This is a genomic window from Sulfuriflexus mobilis (genome assembly GCF_003967195.1).
GTDB classification, from domain to species: domain Bacteria; phylum Pseudomonadota; class Gammaproteobacteria; order AKS1; family AKS1; genus Sulfuriflexus; species Sulfuriflexus mobilis.
The window spans coordinates 2147259-2167467 of the sequence record NZ_AP018725.1; the positions used below are offsets into that span (position 1 = coordinate 2147259).

Annotated in this window: 23 protein-coding genes; 17 read left to right on the forward strand and 6 right to left on the reverse strand. The window is 49.5% G+C overall.

Annotated elements, in window-relative coordinates; genetic code table 11:
• Positions 1-4 precede the first annotated feature (4 nt).
• The 5 genes from folC to EL386_RS10485 form a co-directional block, all read right to left on the reverse strand.
• A complete protein-coding gene (folC, locus tag EL386_RS10465) occupies positions 5-1291 on the reverse strand; it encodes a bifunctional tetrahydrofolate synthase/dihydrofolate synthase (protein ID WP_126455989.1) in 1287 nt (428 codons plus the stop codon).
• Positions 1292-1330: 39 nt separating this feature from the next.
• A complete protein-coding gene (accD, locus tag EL386_RS10470; RefSeq protein WP_126455991.1) occupies positions 1331-2275 on the reverse strand; it encodes an acetyl-CoA carboxylase, carboxyltransferase subunit beta in 945 nt (314 codons plus the stop codon).
• Positions 2276-2363: 88 nt separating this feature from the next.
• A complete protein-coding gene (gene trpA, locus EL386_RS10475) occupies positions 2364-3170 on the reverse strand; it encodes a tryptophan synthase subunit alpha (protein WP_126455993.1) in 807 nt (268 codons plus the stop codon).
• A gap of 2 nt (positions 3171-3172) precedes the next feature.
• A complete protein-coding gene (gene trpB, locus EL386_RS10480) occupies positions 3173-4393 on the reverse strand; it encodes a tryptophan synthase subunit beta (RefSeq protein WP_126455996.1) in 1221 nt (406 codons plus the stop codon).
• Complete coding sequence (locus EL386_RS10485) at positions 4390-5028, reverse strand: phosphoribosylanthranilate isomerase (protein ID WP_126455998.1); 639 nt, start codon at positions 5026-5028, stop codon at positions 4390-4392. The genes trpB and EL386_RS10485 overlap by 4 nt, the downstream gene beginning before the upstream one ends.
• A gap of 325 nt (positions 5029-5353) precedes the next feature.
• On the opposite strand from EL386_RS10485, the gene EL386_RS10490 reads away from it, so the two are divergent.
• On the forward strand, positions 5354-5791 hold the full coding sequence (locus EL386_RS10490; RefSeq protein WP_126456000.1) for a hypothetical protein: 438 nt from the start codon (positions 5354-5356) through the stop codon (positions 5789-5791).
• Between the two features lie 293 nt (positions 5792-6084).
• Here the strand turns inward: EL386_RS10490 and EL386_RS10495 are convergent, their stop codons facing one another.
• Complete coding sequence (locus tag EL386_RS10495; RefSeq protein ID WP_126452924.1) at positions 6085-7122, reverse strand: IS110 family RNA-guided transposase; 1038 nt, start codon at positions 7120-7122, stop codon at positions 6085-6087.
• 192 nt (positions 7123-7314) lie between these two features.
• Between EL386_RS10495 and EL386_RS10500 the strand changes: the two genes are divergently transcribed.
• From EL386_RS10500 to EL386_RS10575, 16 genes are all read left to right on the forward strand, one after another.
• Entirely contained in the window at positions 7315-8727 is a 1413-nt protein-coding gene (locus EL386_RS10500; protein ID WP_126456002.1) for a hypothetical protein, read from the forward strand.
• Positions 8728-9259: 532 nt separating this feature from the next.
• Positions 9260-9859 carry a hypothetical protein gene (locus EL386_RS10505; protein ID WP_126456004.1) on the forward strand — a complete coding sequence of 200 codons (600 nt, stop codon included), beginning with the start codon at positions 9260-9262 and terminating at the stop codon, positions 9857-9859.
• 62 nt (positions 9860-9921) lie between these two features.
• On the forward strand, positions 9922-10254 hold the full coding sequence (locus EL386_RS10510; RefSeq protein ID WP_126456006.1) for a hypothetical protein: 333 nt from the start codon (positions 9922-9924) through the stop codon (positions 10252-10254).
• 98 nt (positions 10255-10352) lie between these two features.
• Positions 10353-10694 carry a hypothetical protein gene (locus EL386_RS10515; protein WP_126456008.1) on the forward strand — a complete coding sequence of 114 codons (342 nt, stop codon included), beginning with the start codon at positions 10353-10355 and terminating at the stop codon, positions 10692-10694.
• A gap of 128 nt (positions 10695-10822) precedes the next feature.
• Complete coding sequence (locus EL386_RS10520; RefSeq protein WP_126456010.1) at positions 10823-11230, forward strand: hypothetical protein; 408 nt, start codon at positions 10823-10825, stop codon at positions 11228-11230.
• Positions 11231-11599: 369 nt separating this feature from the next.
• Positions 11600-12010, forward strand: coding sequence for a hypothetical protein (locus EL386_RS10525; RefSeq protein WP_126456012.1), 411 nt, complete (start codon positions 11600-11602; stop codon positions 12008-12010).
• A 52-nt stretch (positions 12011-12062) separates the two neighbouring features.
• Entirely contained in the window at positions 12063-12431 is a 369-nt protein-coding gene (locus tag EL386_RS10530; RefSeq protein WP_126456014.1) for a hypothetical protein, read from the forward strand.
• 38 nt (positions 12432-12469) lie between these two features.
• Positions 12470-12745: a hypothetical protein gene (locus EL386_RS10535; RefSeq protein ID WP_126456016.1), complete on the forward strand. Its 276-nt coding sequence runs from the start codon at positions 12470-12472 to the stop codon at positions 12743-12745.
• Positions 12746-12971: 226 nt separating this feature from the next.
• Positions 12972-13313, forward strand: coding sequence for a hypothetical protein (locus EL386_RS10540; RefSeq protein ID WP_126456018.1), 342 nt, complete (start codon positions 12972-12974; stop codon positions 13311-13313).
• Between the two features lie 23 nt (positions 13314-13336).
• Positions 13337-14269 carry a DUF2235 domain-containing protein gene (locus EL386_RS10545; protein ID WP_172597704.1) on the forward strand — a complete coding sequence of 311 codons (933 nt, stop codon included), beginning with the start codon at positions 13337-13339 and terminating at the stop codon, positions 14267-14269.
• Between the two features lie 104 nt (positions 14270-14373).
• A complete protein-coding gene (locus EL386_RS10550; protein ID WP_126456022.1) occupies positions 14374-14880 on the forward strand; it encodes a zinc ribbon-containing protein in 507 nt (168 codons plus the stop codon).
• Positions 14881-14937: 57 nt separating this feature from the next.
• A complete protein-coding gene (locus tag EL386_RS10555; protein WP_126456024.1) occupies positions 14938-15390 on the forward strand; it encodes a hypothetical protein in 453 nt (150 codons plus the stop codon).
• 40 nt (positions 15391-15430) lie between these two features.
• Positions 15431-16453, forward strand: a complete 1023-nt coding sequence (locus tag EL386_RS10560; RefSeq protein WP_126456026.1) for a hypothetical protein — start codon at positions 15431-15433, stop codon at positions 16451-16453.
• Positions 16454-16501: 48 nt separating this feature from the next.
• The gene (locus tag EL386_RS10565; protein ID WP_172597705.1) at positions 16502-17050 is read left to right on the forward strand and encodes a GNAT family N-acetyltransferase; all 549 of its coding nucleotides are present in this window, start codon (positions 16502-16504) and stop codon (positions 17048-17050) included.
• A 146-nt stretch (positions 17051-17196) separates the two neighbouring features.
• A complete protein-coding gene (locus EL386_RS10570) occupies positions 17197-18024 on the forward strand; it encodes a methylated-DNA--[protein]-cysteine S-methyltransferase (RefSeq protein WP_126456030.1) in 828 nt (275 codons plus the stop codon).
• A gap of 390 nt (positions 18025-18414) precedes the next feature.
• Positions 18415-20196 (forward strand): ATP-binding protein, encoded by a 1782-nt coding sequence (locus tag EL386_RS10575; protein ID WP_126456032.1) that lies wholly within the window; start codon positions 18415-18417, stop codon positions 20194-20196.
• The last annotated feature ends 13 nt before the right edge of the window (positions 20197-20209 follow it).

Here is a 20209-nt window from a genome sequence, read left to right on the forward strand (position 1 = left end):
AACATTATACATGCCGCGGCAAGGCCTCTGCTACGGTATAAAAGGAGCCGCAGACCACGACGCGGTCGTCATCTGTGGCCTCGCCACATGCCGCATCGGCCGCCAGCCTGACACTGTCGTAGCATTGCATCGCATCTTCACTGATGCCCTGCTCACGCAGTATTTGCGTCATCTGCCGTGTAGGCGCGGCGCGCGGGATAGCCGGTGCCGCCAGGTACCAACGGTCCACCACGGCGGACAATGCATCAACAATCTGGCCGATATCCTTGTCGGCCATGGCGCCGAAGACCAGCCGGGTGTGGCCTTTCACCGGCTGGGCCTGCAGGCTCTGCACCAGGGCGAGCGCGGCATGCGGATTATGCGCCACGTCATAAATGCAGGGCACCGCACTGGCCAATAGCTGAAAACGTCCCGGCAGGCGCACATGCTCCAGGCCCTCTTCGATATCAACACGGTCGGTAGGCATCTCGAGCAGGCACTGCAGGGTCGCCAGTACGGTCGCGGCATTGTCGAGCTGGAAACGCCCCGACAGGGCCGGTTGCGGCAGGCCGATATGCGTCAGCCGGCCATGCCCGGAATCCACCCACCAGTTCCAGGTTTCTCTGTCGACCTCGTAATCAAACTGTTTGCCGAGGCAATACAGCTCCACTTTCAGTTCCGCCGCCCGCTGTAACAGGCTTTTGGGTGGCTGACGATCACCACAGATAACCGGGATCCCCTCGCGCATAATGCCGGCCTTCTCAAAACCGATGGCCTCACGGTCATCACCCAGCCACGCCTCATGGTCCAGGGCGACACTCGTGATCACGGCAATGTCCGGGTCAACAATGTTGACGGCATCAAGGCGTCCACCAAGACCCACCTCGAGTAAGACGATATCGAGGTCGTGGCGGGTGAACAGGTCAAGGGCGGCCAGGGTCCCGAATTCAAAATAGGTCAGTGAGACATCACCACGGGCACGATTAACGCGCTCAAAGGCGCGACACAGGCTTTTATCACTCATATCAATACCGCCAACACGCACGCGCTCATTGTAGTGATGCAGGTGCGGCGAGGTATAACTGCCGACCGAGTAACCGGCATTGAGCAAAATGCTTTCAAGCATCGCTATGGTCGAGCCCTTGCCGTTGGTGCCGGCCACGGTAATAACTTGCTGTGCCGGGCGTTGCTGGCAGAGCCGCTGGTAGACAGCATTTACGCGCTCAAGACCCAGTTCGATTTCTGTCGGGTGCAGAGTTTCCAACCAAGCCAGCCAGTCGGTAAGTGGTGTATCGGCATTAAGAGACGGCATAGATGTCGGGGCGCGCGTCAGTGTCGGGAGATACAAGCCTTAGGCAGGCTTGATGTTGCCGGGCAGTTCTGCCGCGGCACGTTCGATCTTTTCTTCGCTATCTTCAACAGCCTGTGTCGCCAGCACGGGCGCCGGTTGACGTGTCAGCATGGCCAATAACTGGCTGACCTTGTCGCGCATCTGGCGACGATCAACGATCATGTCGATGGCACCGTGTTCAACCAGGAACTCACTGCGCTGGAAACCTTCCGGCAGGGTTTCCCGTACGGTCTGTTCGATCACGCGTGGACCGGCAAAACCGATGAGGGCATTCGGCTCGGCCATGTTGATATCACCGAGCATGGCCAGACTGGCCGAGACGCCGCCCATGGTCGGGTCGGTCATCACAGAAATAAACGGCAGGCCACGGCGTGATAGCCTCGCCAGGGCGGCACTGGTCTTGGCCATCTGCATGAGCGAGAACAGGGCCTCCTGCATGCGCGCGCCACCGCTGGCAGAGAAACACACCAGAGGCAGTTCTTCGGCAATACAAAACTCAGCGGCGCGGCGGAAACGCTCACCGACCACAGAGCCCATCGAGCCCCCCATGAAACGGAATTCAAATGCGCAAACGACGAGCGGGATGCCATTCACCTGGCCGTTCATGACGATCAAGGCATCGTCTTCACCGGTGGCCTTCTGGGCACTGTTGATCCGGTCTTTGTATTTCTTGCTGTCGCGGAACTTCAGGGCATCGACCGGCCTGAGTTCAGCGCCGAGTTCAACGCGCGGCTCCGGGTCGAGGAAGGCCTCAAGGCGGCGGCGGGCACCGATACGCATGTGGTGATTGCATTTCGGGCAGACATCGAGGTTACGCTCGAGCTCGGCGCGATAGAGTACGGCGTTACAGGCGGTGCACTTCTTCCACAGACCTTCAGGCACGCTCTTGCGCGTGGTGCTGTCGGTACGGATCTTCGAGGGCAGCAATTTTTCGAACCAGCTCATAATGTTCTGTCATAATCCTGAGAAATCACCCGAACTGTAGCGGGTGATATTGATTATAGCCCCATCCAGGCAAATTGCCCAGTCGCGACTAGAGGGCATCCAGCGCGCCACGGATACTGCGCAAAATCTCGCAAATCGCCGGCGAGATCGCCGCAGGCGTAAGGGCATTGGCCTCGACCTGGTTGACCAGGGCACTGCCGACCACCACGGCATCGGCTACGGCGCCGACCGCGGCGGCCGATGCGGCATCCTTGATGCCAAAACCCACACCCACCGGCATACCCGAATGTGTACGGATCTGCGCGACCTTTTCGGCTACGGCGGCGGTATCGAGTGTCGCCGCACCGGTCACGCCCTTCAACGAGACATAGTAGACAAAACCACGCGCCGCATCACAGACCTTTTGCATGCGCTCGTCGGTCGTCGTTGGCGCGATAAGAAAAATCGGGTCCAGACCGTTGGCGGTAAAGGCCGGGATCGCGACCTCGCCCTCTTCCGGCGGCAGGTCAACGGTGAGCACACCATCAACACCGGCAGCGGCGGCTTCTTTCGCAAAGGTTTCGTAGCCCATGATCTCGATCGGGTTCAGGTAACCCATGAGCACCACGGGGGTATCGCTATCGGTTTCACGGAACGCTTTAACCATGCCGATCACATCACGCAGGCTGGTGTGGTGCACCAACGCGCGTTCACTGGCCTTCTGGATCACCGGGCCATCGGCCATCGGGTCGGAGAACGGCACACCGAGTTCAATGATGTCGGCACCGGCCCTGACCATGTCGTGCATGAGCGGCACGGTCACGTTCGGGTTCGGGTCACCTGCGGTGACGTAAGGGATTAAGGCCTTGCGCCCCGAGGCCTTGAGCGCCTCAAACTTCGTTGCAATACGACTCATAATTAAAACTTAATGCCTTCCCGTGCGGCGACGGTATGAATGTCCTTGTCGCCACGACCGGACAGGTTAACAATCAGTATTTCATCCTTGCCCATGGTCGGCGCGAGCTTTTTCGCATACGCCAGGGCATGACTGGACTCAAGCGCCGGCAGGATGCCTTCGATGCGGGTCAGGTCATGGAAGGCCGCTAAAGCCTCTTCATCATCCACCGCTACGTAGTTGGCGCGACCGACATCTTTTAACCAGGCATGCTCAGGCCCCACACCCGGGTAATCGAGACCGGCCGAGATGGAATGGGTTTCGATGATCTGGCCATCGTTGTCTTCCATCAGGTAGGTGCGGTTGCCGTGCAGCACACCCGGCTTGCCGGCACACAGCGGCGCGGCATGGTTGCCGGTTTCGAGACCGTCACCGGCGGCCTCAACACCGTAAATCTTTACGCCGTCATCATTAAGAAACGGGTAGAACAGGCCAATCGCATTCGAGCCACCGCCGACACAGGCGACCAGCGCATCCGGCAGGCGACCGGTTTGTGCCTGGCACTGCTCGCGGGCCTCGCGACCGATAATGGCCTGGAAGTCACGCACCATCGCCGGGTACGGGTGTGGGCCGGCCACCGTACCAATAATATAAAAGGTATCGTCGACGTTGGTGACCCAGTCACGCATCGCCTCGTTGAGGGCATCTTTGAGGGTCTTCGAACCGGACTCGACGGCCACGACCTTGGCACCGAGCAGTTTCATGCGATACACATTCAGGGCCTGGCGCTCGATATCCACGGCACCCATGTAGACCACGCACTCCATACCGAAGCGGGCGGCGACCGTGGCCGTGGCCACGCCGTGCTGGCCGGCACCGGTCTCGGCGATGATGCGCGTCTTGCCCATGCGCCGGGCAAGCAGGGCCTGACCGATGGTGTTGTTGATCTTGTGCGCACCGGTGTGATTTAAATCTTCACGCTTTAAATAGATCTGCGCGCCACCGAGTTCACGGCTCCAGCGCTCGGCGTGGTAGAGCGGCGACGGCCGACCGACATAGTGCTGCAGGTCGTAGTCAAACTCGGCGAGAAACGCCGGGTCCTTGCTGTATTTCTCGTAGGCCGCGGTCAGCTCGTCGATGGCCTCCATCAGCGTCTCGGAGACAAAGCGGCCCCCGTACGGACCGAAGTGCCCGCGCGGGTCGGGCATGTTCATGTAATCGTTGGCGTTTGCTTCGTCGTTCATGTCCTGTCTGCCTGTCTGACGGCCTGCATAAAGGCCGTAATTTTGTCGGCATCCTTGATGCCCTTGCTTGCCTCCACCCCGCTGCTCACATCGACGGCATAGGGTTGCACGGCGGCGATTGCCCCGGCCACATTGCCCGGGTGCAGACCGCCGGCGAGGATTATAGGCGTTTCCAGCTCGCCACGCATAGCCGGGCTGACGCGGTCCCAGTCAAAGGCCTCGCCCGTGCCACCGGCCTCGGTCGGCGACCAGGTATCGACGAGCAGACCCCGCGCCGAGCCATAGTGGCTGGCGGCCTCGACGAGGTCGGCCTCCTCAGACATGCGAATGGCCTTTATATAAGGTGTATCAAAGGCCTCGCACTGGGCCGGTGTCTCGCTGCCGTGAAACTGCAACAGGTCCAGCGGCACCCCGCGTAGCACATCATCGATGGAGAAGTGCTCGGCATCGACAAACAGGCCCACCGCGGTCACAAACGGCGGCAAGGCCGCGCAGATCTCTGCGGCCTGCTCGATGGTCACCGCCCGCGGGGATTTCGGGTAAAACACCAAGCCGATGGCATCCGCCCCGGCCCTGGCGGCGGCGAGTCCGTCTTGTGGACGGGTGATCCCGCAGATTTTTGTGCGTATTGGCATGTTTTAGACCCGAAAAGTGGTAATTCCATCGATAAGTAGCTGGAAATTGTGTATTTTAACGGAAGAACTAACGCCTGTCGCCCACTGAACAGGCGGATAAAGATGGATACAACAAGGGAGCAAGGGATGTTGCCGGTTTTTCAATCACTCTCGCGACAAAACCCCCTGCATCGGGGGCTGTCCTTTTTCGACCTTCACTTAGGACCTGTAACGGGCAACCAGGTCATTGAATGTATTCAGGCATGGATTTTTATTCATCCTAAAACGCGAGTTGTAACCCATCTTTTAGGATGACTACTTATAGTTAGCAGGCAAAAGAATGTACATGCTCGACACAACAGTCTTTAATCATATTCTTCGAGATGGAATAGAACTAGATGGATTGCCTCATGATAAGAGGTTGTTTGCGACACATGTACAACCGAATGAAATCCAGAATACAAGTAATGATAAATTAAGGAATGAATTGCTTAATGTGTTCTCTGATGTGGCAACTGAGAAAGTACCCACATCATCAGCAGTCTGGGATGTTTCCGAATATGGGGAGGCAGAATGGGGTTCTGAAGATGGTGTTTTTGAAGCTTTGCTATCCACACTAAATAAAATGAATAAAAATAAGAAAAATAATAGTAGAGATATTCTAATTGCTGAAACAGCCATTAGACATAATATGACACTAGTTACTGATGATGCGGATTTATCTGCCACAGTGAATAAACATAATGGTAGTGTAATAACGTTGCAGGAATTCATTAGTGAGTGAAATGCCTGCTAACAAATCATCTATGGACGCCTCCGTCAAGTAGTGAAGTAACCTTTTTATTGTCACCACGAAGATAAAGATTGCGTTCGTCTATCCGGCCTCTTAGTGGTCTTCTTATTGAGACCGGGCCAACATGAAAAATACGCCGACGAAGGGCCATACGCTCAAGAGACTTCAAGAGCCAGATTTGTTATCGGCCTTCCTTCGTCGTGATCTTATCGGTGGTGTCATGTGTGTCACTTCACTGCGCAAACCCTGATAGGCGTAAACTGTTGTCGATGCTTTAAGGTCTGTTACTGAACCGTGTAATTCGCATCGAATTCCCGCTGATGCATCCAGGTGGCCCAGAGGATACGCACGAGTTTATTGGCCAGGGCGACGGTGGCCTTGTTATGACCGACGCGTTGTTCCAGCTGAGCGGCCCAAAGCTGTAGCGCCGAGAGCGGTCTGTTGTCGTGTTGTAATCGCTTGATGCGTGCCATGACCGAGCGTGCCCCATGGATCAATAAGGTTCGCAGGTATTTATCGCCGCGCTTGGAGATCCGACCGAGATAGCGATGGTCGCCGGAGCTGAATTCGCGGGGGGTGATACCGAGCCAGGCACTGAGCTGCCGGCCGTTTTTGAATTGTGCGGGGGATTGCACACTGGCGCGCATGGCGGTGGCACAGAGCAGACCAATCCCCTGGATGTGCATAAACTGCTGAATGACGACATCGTCCCTGGCCGCCTGTTTGAGTTGTTTCTCCAATTCACGGATACGTGTCTCGATGTCGGACAGCTCCTCCAATACCACCTGTACGCTCGACTGTAACAGGGCAGGCAAGGACGGCAGCACCTCGCCGGCCGTGCTGATCGCCGCGCGTGGCCCCATCGGCACGAGCACGCCGAATTCCCGCAGGATGCCGCGCAGGGCATTGATCCGCGCCACCCGTGTGGCCTTCCATTGTTCACGGAGCCGATGCAGGCTTTGTAGGGATTGCTGGTACTCGGTTTTGACCGGCACCGGCTTGATCTCCGGGTTACGGGCGGCTTCGACGATGGCCATGGCATCACTGCGATCGGTTTTATTACGCCGCACGTAGGGACGGACATGTTGCGCAGGTAACAACGTGACCTGGTGGCCCATCGCCTTGAGGGTACGCGCCCAATAATGCGCGGTACCACAAGACTCCATCACCACCTGTACCGGTGGATGATTGACAAAAAAGCGGTAGAACTGGGTCCGATTTAAACGTTTTGAGCGGGTAACGTGATAGTGTTTATTAGCCAATGCTAATTGAAAGACATTTTTTGCTAAGTCGACACCAATTATTTTGCTAGACTTATCCATGGACGTCTCCTTTTATGTATTGTTACGTAATGGTCACATATACGTATGGCACATTGATGCCGATTAAAAAAGGGAGGCGTCCATTTCATCACTCCATCGGACAAACTTGTCTGTCACGTCTTTTGCGGAGCAAAAGCCTTGCCAGCCTACGTTCGCCGCTGAGTTCAACCGTTATAACCACAGGGAACACTGATGACATATGCACTGATTGACAATGCATCACTTACAGCCGTGCAAAGGGTCATGGGCCAGGTTGTCGTTAAAAACCCAGATACGATAAATGGTGATCTTGTAGCATTAGAAAACTTCGTTCAAGCGATACTTTTTTATGACGAGCTTGTTTGCATTGATAATTACAAAGAAGAGCACAAGGAAGAAAGAAAAAAAGAATTTGATTTTATAAAATTTATTTCACCAGAAGACTATCAGTTAGACAATTTCTCGGAAAAAGCCAAAGCAGAGGCTAAATTAATCCGGCCTGAAATCCGTGCAGGTGAATTCGCGGACCCAGATTTCCGAGAATTACTTGAATTACTTAAACTCAATATGGTGTGTACTTGGGATTTGCGTTCGAGCGTTTATTATTTAACACTGAAAATGCTTGGCCAACCAAATACGCCGGAATATGAGAAATATAGCGAACTGAGTTCCGCTATCTACAACGAACTTTCGGATGCTGGGGATACATTCGGCGTTTGGTCAACCGATGTTAAACTCATTGGTTCAGATGGGACAGAATACACGAAAGCTAGAATGGCTGAAGAAGCAAAATCAGCTAGCCGAGGTCATGGTGGCACAACCCGTGCCTTGGATATGTTTATCGCATCCTTGAATTGGCTTGCTTACAAATCGATTTATTACAGCTTAGCGGCTAATTATTTAAAAGCTGATACTTTTCTACATCCTATCAGGCATGCATATCAAATTCATTGGTTTAAAAAGACGGGCGCATTTGGTCACGATTTTACAGCAAAATTAGTAGGCTCTTTATCAAATAAGTTATCATCATCGGTAGGTGAAATTATTGATACTGGAAGATCTACAGCTGTTTCACTAGATATCCCGATATTTTCTGCTTGGTTATCTGTTCAGTCCGGTGACGCTCGAAATATAATATCTACAGCTCTTGAAATAAAAAATGAACAATGCTTGCAGGATGTAAGAGGGCTTTTAAAAGAAATACGAATTGGGTTTGATGAGGGTGGAATTACTCAGGCGAACAAATCAATCCAAAAATGGGAAAAGCAGCTTAAAAAAGCAGAGCATGAATTAAGATTAAAGTACGGTATTAAAACTGATCAAGGGATTCAGGGAAGCTTCTTAATGAAAGTATATAATTCAGTTGCAGCATTAAAAGGTCTTCCGCAATTTCCAGAATTCAATTTCAAAGTCCCTTTGCCTGATTTCATTACTAATAATCAATCGGGTAATTTTTCTACTCTTTTTAAAGATGTCGCATCAGAGCTAACCTCTACAGAGAGGTTGGGTGGAGTGAGAGACTTAATGGCGGCCAATTTTGTAATTGACGATGAGCATTATGTCCCACCAAAAACAGAAGCCCCTGAATTTAGAAAATATGCTTCAGATTGGAAATTACCAATGTAGGTTATAACAATTGGGTTAACTAGGACGCTCCTGTCGTCGCGCCTGTTACCCAAAGCGTTACATGACTAGTAATTTAAAGGGGGGTAATATTATGAAGAATAAAACACTGCTATTTATTATGATTATCAGCACATCATTGTTTTTTACAAATGCTTTTGCTGATAAATCAAATTCAACTGAAAGCAATGCTAAAACAGAGGTGTCCGATTATGTGCCATCCGCGTCTCTCGCACCTACTGGATTTGATAATAAGGGAGGCTCTTCTAGTTGTAGTTGCCCATCGTATGTAACTACAAATATTGCAGCCCCAGCATGTACGGCAACATGTCCAAGTCCATCTGTGGCAAGTTGTCGATGCTTTGTTCGCAATGCTTACGTTCAGCCGCCCACAATAAATAATTACTGTTCATGCAGATAATAATTTCATATAACAACTCACTCCAGAGTAAGTGGGGTCAGGGCACGGTTTTCTCTAATATAAGCAACAACTGTGCTCTGACTCCATTTGTTCGTGCGACTCAGGTAAAACGTTTTGCATCCTAAAAATGAACAATGTGCTGATGCCTTAGGATATTGGACAATAGGCATTCAATATCTTCATCTGACAGAATCAGTAATAGAGGAGACAATCAGCCAAGGTAATATATGGATGAATGTTACCGATTACACGCCATCCTTCGATGATTATTTGAATAAAACTAAATGGTCGGATCATAATTTGATAATCCCGTTACTTTTTGATTTTTATCACGGGCTTGAAGTTCTTCTAAAAGGGTTTCTAGTAGCTGAAGATATAAAAATTAAGACGAACCATAAGCTTTCTGATCTTCATAGTAGCTTTGAAACATATTACTCAAATAATAAACTGTCACAGTACATTGAGAAATATATTACTCAGAATAAGTTACCGGTATTGCTCAATGAGTTTTGTGAAGAATGTGGCATGTCAATGGATGAGTATTATCAAGCATTAAAGTATCCTGAAAGCACGAAAGGAAAGCCATATAGACACACACCTTTGAAATACAAGGGAGAACAGGGTGTACCATTCTTCAAAGATATGCTAAATGATATTCGCAGCTTAAGGAAAGAGGCTGTATCACTTGGGAGGACAATTTGTGAAAATGTATAACAAGACGCTCCTGACGTCGCGCCTATTAAGCTAAACGTTATACTTATACCAACTGATGAGCCATGAAAATAATATTTTATATAATATCAATACTTGTTTTGACAACCCAGCCAGTCTCTATTATTTATGCAAAATCAAAGGTCGAAAGAAGCTCTATTTGTCAGCCAAGAGAGCCAAAAATAAACTATATTCAGGCGGTAGAAATTGCACAGAAAGTATCAAAAAAATACTACAGCGTTGGTAACGCTTTCATAGATATGGTTCAATTGAGCTGTGAAAATAATGAGTATTTCTGGTTAGTCGGGTTTCGAAGGAAGGCATATGAATCTGGCCAACTACTTGTTTACGTATATATGAACGGAAAAACTAAAACATCAATTAAAAAGGATGGTTAATAAATATAACAAATTAACCAAGCTCGCGTTTCCGAGCCTTACTGCCACCCTGCTCCGCGGTTAGTCGTCCGCTTGTTTCAAACGTTATACGAAATGACATGAAACCCAAATCGAAAAAAATATTGCTAATTACAACTGCAATAATTGTGGTATGTACTGTAAGTTATATCACTTTTGTTAGTTATTTGGTTAGTAATGGTTTCAGGGACTATGCTGGTTTTTGTTCTAAATATATAAGTCAAATAGACGAATATAAATCTAAAACGGGAAAATACCCAATTTCACTTAAAGAACTGACAAAACCAAAATTTTCATTTCGTTACGAGATAGGTTTCTGCAAGTATTATTCGCAAACTGATCTTTACGGTTTTACGGTTCCAGAAGGTTTAATCGGTCAAGCATTTTATTCCTCTAAAACTAGAAAATGGACACATGATTAAAACGTATAACAAGCAAGTCAAGCTCGCTCGTTACCACTCGCTGGAACTTTTAAAAAGCGACGCTGCGCTCTGCTTTTTAAAAGCCTCTTACTTAAGTCGTTAGGTCACCTATTAAAGGAGATTATTGAATGATGAAACGTACATTATTTTCTGTCTTTGTAATATTCATAGTATGGTCGATTCTCGACTTTGTAATTCATGGCGTGTTTCTTCAGTCTACATACGAGGCTACAGCCCATCTGTGGCGTCCGATGGAAGAAATGAACATGCCACTCATGTACTTTGTCACTTTGGCATATACTGCCTGTTTCGTAGTGATCTATGGAGTCTTTGTAACGGAGAAATCACTTTCAACCGGTATAAAGTTTGGTGGGCTCTTTGGTCTGGCGGCTGGTATCATGGGTTTTGGTTCTTACTCGTACATGCCAATTCCTTTGTCGCTGGCGTGGAGTTGGTTTGCCGGAATACTTGTTGAACTTATTGTAGCTGGCGCGTTGGTAGGGACAATCATGAAGCCAGAAGGAAAATCGTCATAAACTACTCGGTGGCCTAACAATCGGCTCAAGCAAGGGCCGCGAAAAATGCGCGTATCCCCTTAGCCGTGCGTTAGGCATTTTCATAAAAGAGGATATTTTTTATGAAGTTAAAAATGACAGCTTGCATTGACGTTCCTAAAGAAAAAGTATGGTCTATTTTGTCGAATATTTCGAATATAAACTTGTGGGTAGAGCCAATTGAATCAGCATACTGCGAAGGAGATGTAGGGAAAGGGGTGGGTGCGATTAGAGTGTGTAATAAATGGGGTCAGAGCACAGTTTTCTCTAATATAAGCAACAGCTGTGCTCTGACCCCATTTGTTGTAAACATAAACATGCGAAGCTCGTTGCAAGAGGTGTCTTAAACCTATGAATGATATTAATACTATCGCTGAAGCACGGCAAAAAAAGCTGGTTCTTTGGGGGTACGTGATTCATATAATCGTGTATCTAATTGCACTAGGAATGCCGCCGGTAATCCTAGTGCCAATAATCTATCTAATCATCATTCGCAAATTCGTCTTAATCGATTGGCTCCGTTCTCATATAAAATGGCAATTGGTGACAATTGGCTTCGCTATCGCTGTCGTTTTAGTTGGGGCTCTTTTGTTTTTCCTTGGAGTCAGAGAGATCAACCAGACGCCGTCGCTAATAGGGACCATTTCACCAACGATCGCGGTCGGTTTATGGATCGCTCTTCCGTTCTGGCTGATTTATCGTCTAGTGTTCGGGTTGATCAATTACGGGAAAGAGGCGCGGATAGAACGACTATTTCCTTAATGCGATGATTCTATTACTAGTTCGACATAAGCACCATTAAAAGATACTGCTAATGCCTAAAAGAAACATTTTTATACTTTCTGTAGTCGTAGGTTTTATGTTTTGGGCTGTATTTGCCTGGTTTAAAATAGAACCCTGGGACTCGCCGTATGGGTGGATTATTGTTAGTCTCTTGGGGCTTTCTTTAGGGTTTATAGGTAATGAAAGTCCATGGCTATGGCCCTTGGGAATTTTTCTTGGTGAGGTTCTATTCGGCTTGGGAAGTCTTGTGAAAAGCCTATTTTTCTACAGCGGTGGTGGGGCTAATTTGTTTTTCCCTCTGGGCCTGATGTTTCTTGTCCCTTTTACGGTCCCTGCACTCATGGGATCTTTTGTTGGCTTTGGGTTACGGAAGGCACTTAACAATAAAAGGTGGCCGTAACTGAGTGCCCCCACAGAAACCAATAAAAAGGAACTAAAATGAACACCCATAACGAAGAACAACTAAAACACATTAAATCAAAAATAGTAAAAATACAGATTATTGGCGCGCCCGGCACAATACTCTTAGGCTTGGGGCTGTACGGGATGTTTGGCGCCCAGGGCAATGCCTTTCACCCCTTGTTGAATGACCTGAATATTGTATATGGCTTATTGGGCGTGGGTGCTACCATAGCGTTATGGCAACTGTTCACGCTTATTCCTTTATGGAGAAAACAGTCGCGGCTTGTTAAAGAATCAAGCGCGACAACGTAATCCCGAACAAATCGAATGAATAAGGGCCAGACTTTGACCCCTGTTTTCAGACTCATGTTATCAGGCGTTGCGGAAATATTTGGGGTCAGAGTAAAAACTTATACGAAGAAACTGAAATGAACACCAACAACAAAGAACAACTAATAAGTTAAATGGATCAGTAACAAAGGGTAAGCCTTTGGGTTTATCTTCAGAAATAGATACCACTAAGGGAAGAGAGGGAGCTATGATAAAGACTATCCGAGCAATATTGATCTGCGGCATGATCATCGGTCTATCCGCTTGCGCCACAACCACAGTTGAAGGTGATGGCCAACTAACACCGACATCAAAATCAGGAACACATACTGTACATGGTTCATTTTACAGTTTTGTTTGGTCCGAGCCCGAGACAACAAAATGCGAAAATGGTCGTGGCTTATATCGTGTACGCAGTCATACCAATGCACTCTATGTATTAGCCTCGATCATTTCGATAGGGTTATATGTGCCGCAGACCCTTGAATGGTGGTGTGACGGTAAGCCGGCTCAGGATGAGAACGAAAAACCATATCACCCAGCCCCTTAACACTATTAGAAGGAGATAATAAAGTGGCTAAAGTCCGAAATTTAATTATTGGTTGCGATGGCACATGGAATGATACTGATGAGTCCGCACTCACCAATGTTGCCAAGTTATTGAACGCCTGCCTTTCGAAAGACCAGATAACACACTACGAAGAAGGCGTCGGAACGGCACACTGGGAGGCACTACCCGGTGGAGTTTATGGAAAAGGGCTGGATCGGCAAATTCTCGGCGCATATAGATTTTTGAGAAAACGCTTTGCGGACACAGACTGGGTAAGAGAAGATAATAAGGTGTTTATTTTTGGCTTCAGCCGTGGTTCTTATGCCGCACGCCGCCTGGCAGGCCTTATCGCACAGTGCGGCATTCCGACAAAAACCACTGATGTAAATATAGCCTGGCAACTTTATTTAAATCGCGATGCCAGTAGTATTGAGGAGCTGAAAAACCAGGGGCGTTTGTTTGACATCCCGGTGGAAATGCTCGGCGTGTGGGATACAGTAAAAACCACAACCGATGAGGATTTCAACGACAACAAACTGCCCAAGTGTGTGGTTGCGGGTTATCACGCAATGGCGATTGATGAAAAACGAAAATTCTTCCCGGTGCTTAAATGGAATAACGAGTCGCGCGTCACACAGACGTGGTTTTCCGGCGTACACTCCGATGTTGGAGGTGGATATAAAGAAACCGGCTTATCGGATATTGCCTTACAATGGATGATCGATCATGCATACTCACATGGATTGGGAATTAAGAGCAGTGCCATTCAAAAGTTAAAGAAAGACCCTCTCGGTGTACTACACGACTCCTATGATGGGATCTGGAAGGCCTTTGGCACACGTGTACGACCAATAGCCAAATCTGCGAAAGTGCATACTTCCACCAAAGAACGTGTGAAAAAATTGGCGGACTACAATCCCCCCAACCTGCCGGATGAACCGAATTATGAAACATGATGAGTTACAATTGTTGATGCTAAAATAAACAGGTACCAGAGAACAATATTTACTACCAGGCGTTGCGGCATTGCCTTCTATGCCGCATTTACAGGAGATCGATCATGGAAATCAGCGAACTGGATAAGGCCAAACTGGCACAGCAGTACGACAAACTGGCAAGTAAATTCAATGAACTCTACCTGGCAGGAAAGGAACGTGGCCGCGAAGCCATGACCGTGGCGCTGGATAAGGCCCACGAGCAGTTGACCGCACTCGAGGAGTTCAGTGCCGCACAAGGGGAAGAATTGAAACACTACCTCGCCCGCGACCTGGACCAGACCATTGCCGATGCTCAGCACCTTGGTGAAGAGGCCAAAGAGCGGCTTCACCCGTCCCGATTAGGCGCAGGGGCGCTTGCCTCCCTCGCGACGGTGCTGGAATTGAGCAGTAATGCGCTGCATTCCCTGAGTGTTAAAACAAAAGAAACGCTTACTTATAAGACCGGTGAGGTGACCTCCGCCGGCACGTTGACCTGCCAGGCGTGTGGTCAGGAAGTGCATCTGAAGAAAACCGGGCATGTCCCGCCTTGCCCCAAATGCGATGGCATTCTATTTAACAAGGGTTATTGATTTCTCGGGCATCGGTTGCTCGCAAGAAAACCCTTAAAAGGCAGGGAACGTGTAAACATGGTCGACAGAGAGGCAAGGGATAAGGCCGCCGAGGCATTACGGCATTTTATTACCGGGCATATGACAAATTTCAAATTTGAGCATGAAATGCCCTCATCAAATGACCCTGTCATTGCCGCCGTACGCGATTCCATCTGGCCTTTCTATGACGACCTCAGTAAACATACCCTGCAGGGCGACTGGGCCCTGCCCGGAGAGACAAAGGCAAGAATGGCCCGGTGGATTATGTTTCTGTATACGGACGAAGAATATAAATGGCCAGGATTCCCGTATGCGGGTGTAAGGCCACTCAGGTATGGTTGGCTGGCGCGCCTACTCGGCAAGCCGCAAAAAGAACAAAGATTTATGGGTGCGGGTGCTTATAGCCTTTGGCCATTTTTTGACCCTGCGTCATACAATCATGCAAAACAAAACCCGCATCTCCTGGCAGCGGAACAGTCTCTAGAGTAGTTAATCGGGCATCATAACAAAGGTCAGAGCAAGGCAAGCCATGACTTATATAAGAATAATATTGCTTATCGGGATAATCCTGGCGTCAACACTGATCATATATCATGAATTTGCTGCTGACTTGATTGCAAACAAACCGGGTTCTGACACCGGGCCCGCTATAGTCAGCAAGAATACGCCACCCCGAACGGAACCCCTGGACGTAGCCGGCTTGCCCAATAACGTCGACAAAATAACCTGCCTGCTAGGTAATCCTGTCCTTGTCAGCAAATCAATATTTGAACCCGATACCCGTTATCTGTTTTTCAGGGGGCCATTCACAGACTCCTCTGACCACGATAATCCTGTTGCACAATATATGTACCTAACCCTCGATACAATTGACGCCAATACCTTTTATAGCCGCATACTCGCAAATTCACTTGAACATTATCAGGGCGAGAGCATTCCCGAGGAAATTGACCAGGTCTCGCTACCGCGAGTCGATAACATCCCTGACAGGCTCTCTGCGCTGACCAGGCAATTGGGGCAATGGGATTATGAGCATATAAAGAAGGACCCGGATCGGCGCAGGGTCATTTACAAACGAAAAATTTGTATTGGAACACAGCTTGCCCTTGGGATGTATTTTGATATTGTCGACGATACCCGGATAGTTAACGCCAAGGGCATGCTGTCTGAGGAACTAGTATGGCGCGTAGTCAGTAACACCAGAAAACCAAAGATTAACACTGCACCTGTCAATTACCTCCGCAATATCCCTGAAGCAGGCACCGCCTTAGATGTCATGATTAAAGTTATATTGCTCCGCGAATCAGGCAAACAAGCCGAGGCCTTGGGGCATGTATCAAAGGAGCAGCAGAATGCATTCATCCGTAATGATGTCACCCGACAGGCTGTCAAGGGGATGCCCATAAAGCTAGACAGCCTGACGTATCAACTCACCAAATACGCACAGGGCAATGCCTATGTTGCAGTCGGGTACTCTCTTCAAGATGGCAGCTTGATTCGCACAAAGCATAAACTTGTTCTGGAAGATGATGCCTGGCGCGTTAAATATTAAAAATCAATGGATCGTTGCCGAGTGGCCCATCAATCAAGAGGCGGTTTCTTGAAAACAAAAAAAGAACTGAATTTTCATTCTGTCGAGATCAAAGGCCCGCGAGTCCTGTTACGCCCGATATCTACAGATCTTGCCGAGGACATATTTCGGGAGTTCACAAACGAGATCACCCGCTACATGGTGCCGGCGTCACCCGACGATATAGGGCAGATAGATTCATTTATAGCGCGCAGCCAAAACGGCATGGACGACCAGGATGAGCTGGTGCTGGCGATAACCCGCATTAGCGATGGCGAGTTTCTCGGTGTATGCGGCCTACACGGCAAGACAAGCCCGGACACGCCCGAACTGGGTGTTTGGCTGAAGAAAAGTGCCCATGGCCGGGGTTTGGGTCGGGAGGCCGTCTACCATTTAGCCAAATGGGCCCAGGAAAATATTTTATTCTCTTATATGCTCTATCCGGTAGACAAGGACAATATCGCCAGCCGAAAGATAGCGGAGTATTTAGGTGGTGACGTATTTCGTGAGGGCAGCAGGAAAAGCCTGTCTGGAAGACTGTTAAATGAAGTAGTATATAAAATCACACGGGTGAAATAGCCCCGAAAATTATTGTCTCTGGTTGATCATTGTTCCGTTACTATTTCATTCAATATAGCAATATCCGGGTCGAGTAATAGCGCTTTATCCCGAATAATATGTCGTCTGTATGATAAATTACTATCGAGCGCCTAAGGATACACCCTATGTCAGACTATGAACGAATAGCGCAGGCAATTTCCTTCATTACTACTCGTGTCAAAGACCAGCCCACCCTGGAAGACATTGCGGCGCACCTGCACATGAGCCCGTATCATTTCCAGCGTCTGTTCGGCCAATGGGCCGGGGTGACACCCAAACGATTCTTGCAGGCACTTACCCTGGAACGCGCCAAGCAGTTACTGCGCGAGTCTAAACCCTTACTCGAGATTTCCGATTCCCTCGGGCTGAGTAGTGGATCACGTTTGTATGACCATTTTGTTCACCTGGAAGCGGTTACGCCCGGTGAATATAAAAAAGGTGGTGCAGGTTTAACCATAGAACATGCGATACATGACACCCCTTTTGGGAAGGCCTTTGTTGCCACGACTTCAAGAGGTATCTGTAAATTTGCATTTCTTGATTATTCCAACATCGATACCATCGAGTCTGAGCTATCAGACAAGTGGCCACATGCCGTGTTTCGCGAAAACCACCAGGACACTAGGGCTATTATCGAAACGATGTTTGGCCAGGAACCGAAACGGGATCGGCCATTATCCTTGCATGTTTCAGGCACGAATTTTCAGGTAAGCGTATGGAAGGCCCTGCTGGAGATTCCGCCGGGAACCGTGACCAGTTACACCCAGGTAGCCTCCCGGATAGGCCGGCCACGCGCCGCCCGCGCGGTAGGGACGGCGATTGGCGCAAATCCGGTGGCCTTCCTTATCCCCTGCCATCGCGTCATTCAACAAAGCGGGAAACTTGGCGGCTATCATTGGGGTGAGACCCGGATGCACGCCATCCATGCCTGGGAGTCTGCGAGATATGACTAGTATCCAGCATAACAAGATTCTGAAAGCCCGCTGATTCGCGTAGGTTCTTTGATGGCTTTTTTGATAGTGATGGCGGCTGCGGCGGCGACTAAACTAGGCAAAATCCCTCTTCCTCGCTAAGCCATCTTTGTGAAAAACCTGGCTTACGTTAGAATAGCATCCCTATTCCACCCCTTTAGCCCGGTTTTATCCATGACCATCAATAACAGCATCATCACCGCCTCTGCCGCGCCATGCCCTGCCTGGTCAAGATTAATGCCTCGCGCTCTACGGAACCTCTGTAAGCCTATGTATTTTATGCATACATCCGTGTCGTATAACGTTTTGTAACACCTCAAGGTCAGGACACGGCAGCCGCTATTAATAGAGATCTAAATACGGAGTTCCAGGATGACATTTCGTACCACCCAAACCACCCTCGTAACCGCCTTTGGTATCGTGCTGGGCCTTGTCATGCTGTTTACCGCTATTGCCGCCATACAAATCAGCTCGGGTATCCAGCGTATTGAACAGGTGATAACCAGCAATAACCTGAAGAACGACCTGCTCAATAACATGCGCCTGGCCGGCCGCAACCGCTCGATCACACTGAGCCAGATGCTGAACATGGATGACCCGTTTGAACGTGATGAGGAATTCATGCGATTCAACCGCTACGGCGCCGAATTTGTTATCGCCCGCAGCGCCCTGCTGGAAAGTCAATTCAGTGCGGAAGAACGCACGCTACTGAACACGGCACACGCTAACTCACTCGAAGTGGGCCGTTCGCAGAACGATATTATCGAACTCATGGAACAGGAACGCCTCGACGAGGCACGCCGGGTATTGGTCACCCGAGCCATCCCCTTGCAACGGGAAAACTACGCCTATACCGGCAAGTTACAGGCCATGCAGCATGAGCAGACAGACCTGGCCGTAGCAAATGCCGGCCACGAGCTACGCAGCTCACTGTATGTGATTATTTCCATGGCCGGGGTCGTTATCCTTGCCGGGATAGCGATTGGCATTTACATCGTTCGCCATACTTCCCGCTCCGAACAACAATTGTTTCGCGAGAAGGAATATGCCGAAACGGTGTTGCATTCGATTGCCGATGGCGTCATCAGCTGCGACGTGGATGGCGCCGTGATAGACATGAACGAGGCAGCCGAGCAATTAACCGGTTACACCGTTGCCGCCGTGCGTGGCCAACCACTTGACGCCGTACTCAATCTGCAAGGCATCGATTCGGCCGGCCTTCTCGGCCTCAATGAGGAGGCTTTCTGTACGGCCCGTGACGGACGGTTCTTCCCTGTGGAGGTGAGTGCACGCCTCTTGCATGAAATTAACGGCCATACCTCCGGCGCACACGTCATGGTGGTGCGCGATATCTCGAGCCGTAAGGCTGCAGAACAGGCCACAGAAGAACGCGAGGCCGAACTCGAGGCACTGGTCGAGTCGCGAACCTCTGAGCTACAAACCGCAAAAGATGTTGCCGAGGCTGCCAACCAGTCCAAGACCGAGTTTCTATCATGCATGAGTCATGAACTGCGCACGCCTCTGAACGCGATTCTCGGTTTCTCACAACTGCTCGAATATGACCAGGATGAGCCACTCAGTGCCAACCAGCATACGAGTGTCAATGAAATCATCACCGGCGGGCAACATCTGTTATACCTGATAAACGAGCTTCTTGACCTCGCACGCATCGAGTCAGGACGCCTGGAACTCCAGCCGGTTGAACTCGAACTGAATGCACTTACGAAGGAATGTATCAACATGGTGCAGCCCCTTGCGCATAAACAGGGGATCACGATAAGAAATAACATTCATGACACCGCGCTTCGGCTGAAGACCGATCGTCTGCGCTTCAAACAGGCCATTATCAATATCCTCGCAAATGCCATCAAGTACAACTCCGAGCAAGGTATTGTCTACCTGGATGCAGCATTGACCAGTAACCAGCATATACGCCTCACGATTCGTGATACCGGGCCAGGTATTTCAGCGCTAGACCAACAGCGCCTGTTTACAACCTTCGAGCGGCTTGAAACGGCGGTGGGTATTGAAGGCACGGGTATTGGCCTGGCGGTCACCCGTCATCTGATTGAAATGATGGGGGGGACAATTGGTGTAGACAGCACTAGCGGGCAAGGCAGTACCTTCTGGATCGAACTCAAGGCAATGGCCTAGTTTACCTATTCGC

What these genes read in the sequence shown, in the direction of transcription:
- folC (WP_126455989.1), bottom strand. Translation starts at nt 1,291, where the DNA reads ATGCCGTCTCTTAATGCCGATACACCACTTACCGACTGGCTGGCTTGG.
- accD (WP_126455991.1), bottom strand. Translation starts at nt 2,275, where the DNA reads ATGAGCTGGTTCGAAAAATTGCTGCCCTCGAAGATCCGTACCGACAGC.
- trpA (WP_126455993.1), bottom strand. Translation starts at nt 3,170, where the DNA reads ATGAGTCGTATTGCAACGAAGTTTGAGGCGCTCAAGGCCTCGGGGCGC.
- trpB (WP_126455996.1), bottom strand. Translation starts at nt 4,393, where the DNA reads ATGAACGACGAAGCAAACGCCAACGATTACATGAACATGCCCGACCCG.
- EL386_RS10485 (WP_126455998.1), bottom strand. Translation starts at nt 5,028, where the DNA reads ATGCCAATACGCACAAAAATCTGCGGGATCACCCGTCCACAAGACGGA.
- EL386_RS10490 (WP_126456000.1), top strand. Translation starts at nt 5,354, where the DNA reads ATGCTCGACACAACAGTCTTTAATCATATTCTTCGAGATGGAATAGAA.
- EL386_RS10495 (WP_126452924.1), bottom strand. Translation starts at nt 7,122, where the DNA reads ATGGATAAGTCTAGCAAAATAATTGGTGTCGACTTAGCAAAAAATGTC.
- EL386_RS10500 (WP_126456002.1), top strand. Translation starts at nt 7,315, where the DNA reads ATGACATATGCACTGATTGACAATGCATCACTTACAGCCGTGCAAAGG.
- EL386_RS10510 (WP_126456006.1), top strand. Translation starts at nt 9,922, where the DNA reads ATGAAAATAATATTTTATATAATATCAATACTTGTTTTGACAACCCAG.
- EL386_RS10515 (WP_126456008.1), top strand. Translation starts at nt 10,353, where the DNA reads ATGAAACCCAAATCGAAAAAAATATTGCTAATTACAACTGCAATAATT.
- EL386_RS10520 (WP_126456010.1), top strand. Translation starts at nt 10,823, where the DNA reads ATGATGAAACGTACATTATTTTCTGTCTTTGTAATATTCATAGTATGG.
- EL386_RS10525 (WP_126456012.1), top strand. Translation starts at nt 11,600, where the DNA reads ATGAATGATATTAATACTATCGCTGAAGCACGGCAAAAAAAGCTGGTT.
- EL386_RS10530 (WP_126456014.1), top strand. Translation starts at nt 12,063, where the DNA reads ATGCCTAAAAGAAACATTTTTATACTTTCTGTAGTCGTAGGTTTTATG.
- EL386_RS10535 (WP_126456016.1), top strand. Translation starts at nt 12,470, where the DNA reads ATGAACACCCATAACGAAGAACAACTAAAACACATTAAATCAAAAATA.
- EL386_RS10540 (WP_126456018.1), top strand. Translation starts at nt 12,972, where the DNA reads ATGATAAAGACTATCCGAGCAATATTGATCTGCGGCATGATCATCGGT.
- EL386_RS10550 (WP_126456022.1), top strand. Translation starts at nt 14,374, where the DNA reads ATGGAAATCAGCGAACTGGATAAGGCCAAACTGGCACAGCAGTACGAC.
- EL386_RS10555 (WP_126456024.1), top strand. Translation starts at nt 14,938, where the DNA reads ATGGTCGACAGAGAGGCAAGGGATAAGGCCGCCGAGGCATTACGGCAT.
- EL386_RS10560 (WP_126456026.1), top strand. Translation starts at nt 15,431, where the DNA reads ATGACTTATATAAGAATAATATTGCTTATCGGGATAATCCTGGCGTCA.
- EL386_RS10570 (WP_126456030.1), top strand. Translation starts at nt 17,197, where the DNA reads ATGTCAGACTATGAACGAATAGCGCAGGCAATTTCCTTCATTACTACT.
- EL386_RS10575 (WP_126456032.1), top strand. Translation starts at nt 18,415, where the DNA reads ATGACATTTCGTACCACCCAAACCACCCTCGTAACCGCCTTTGGTATC.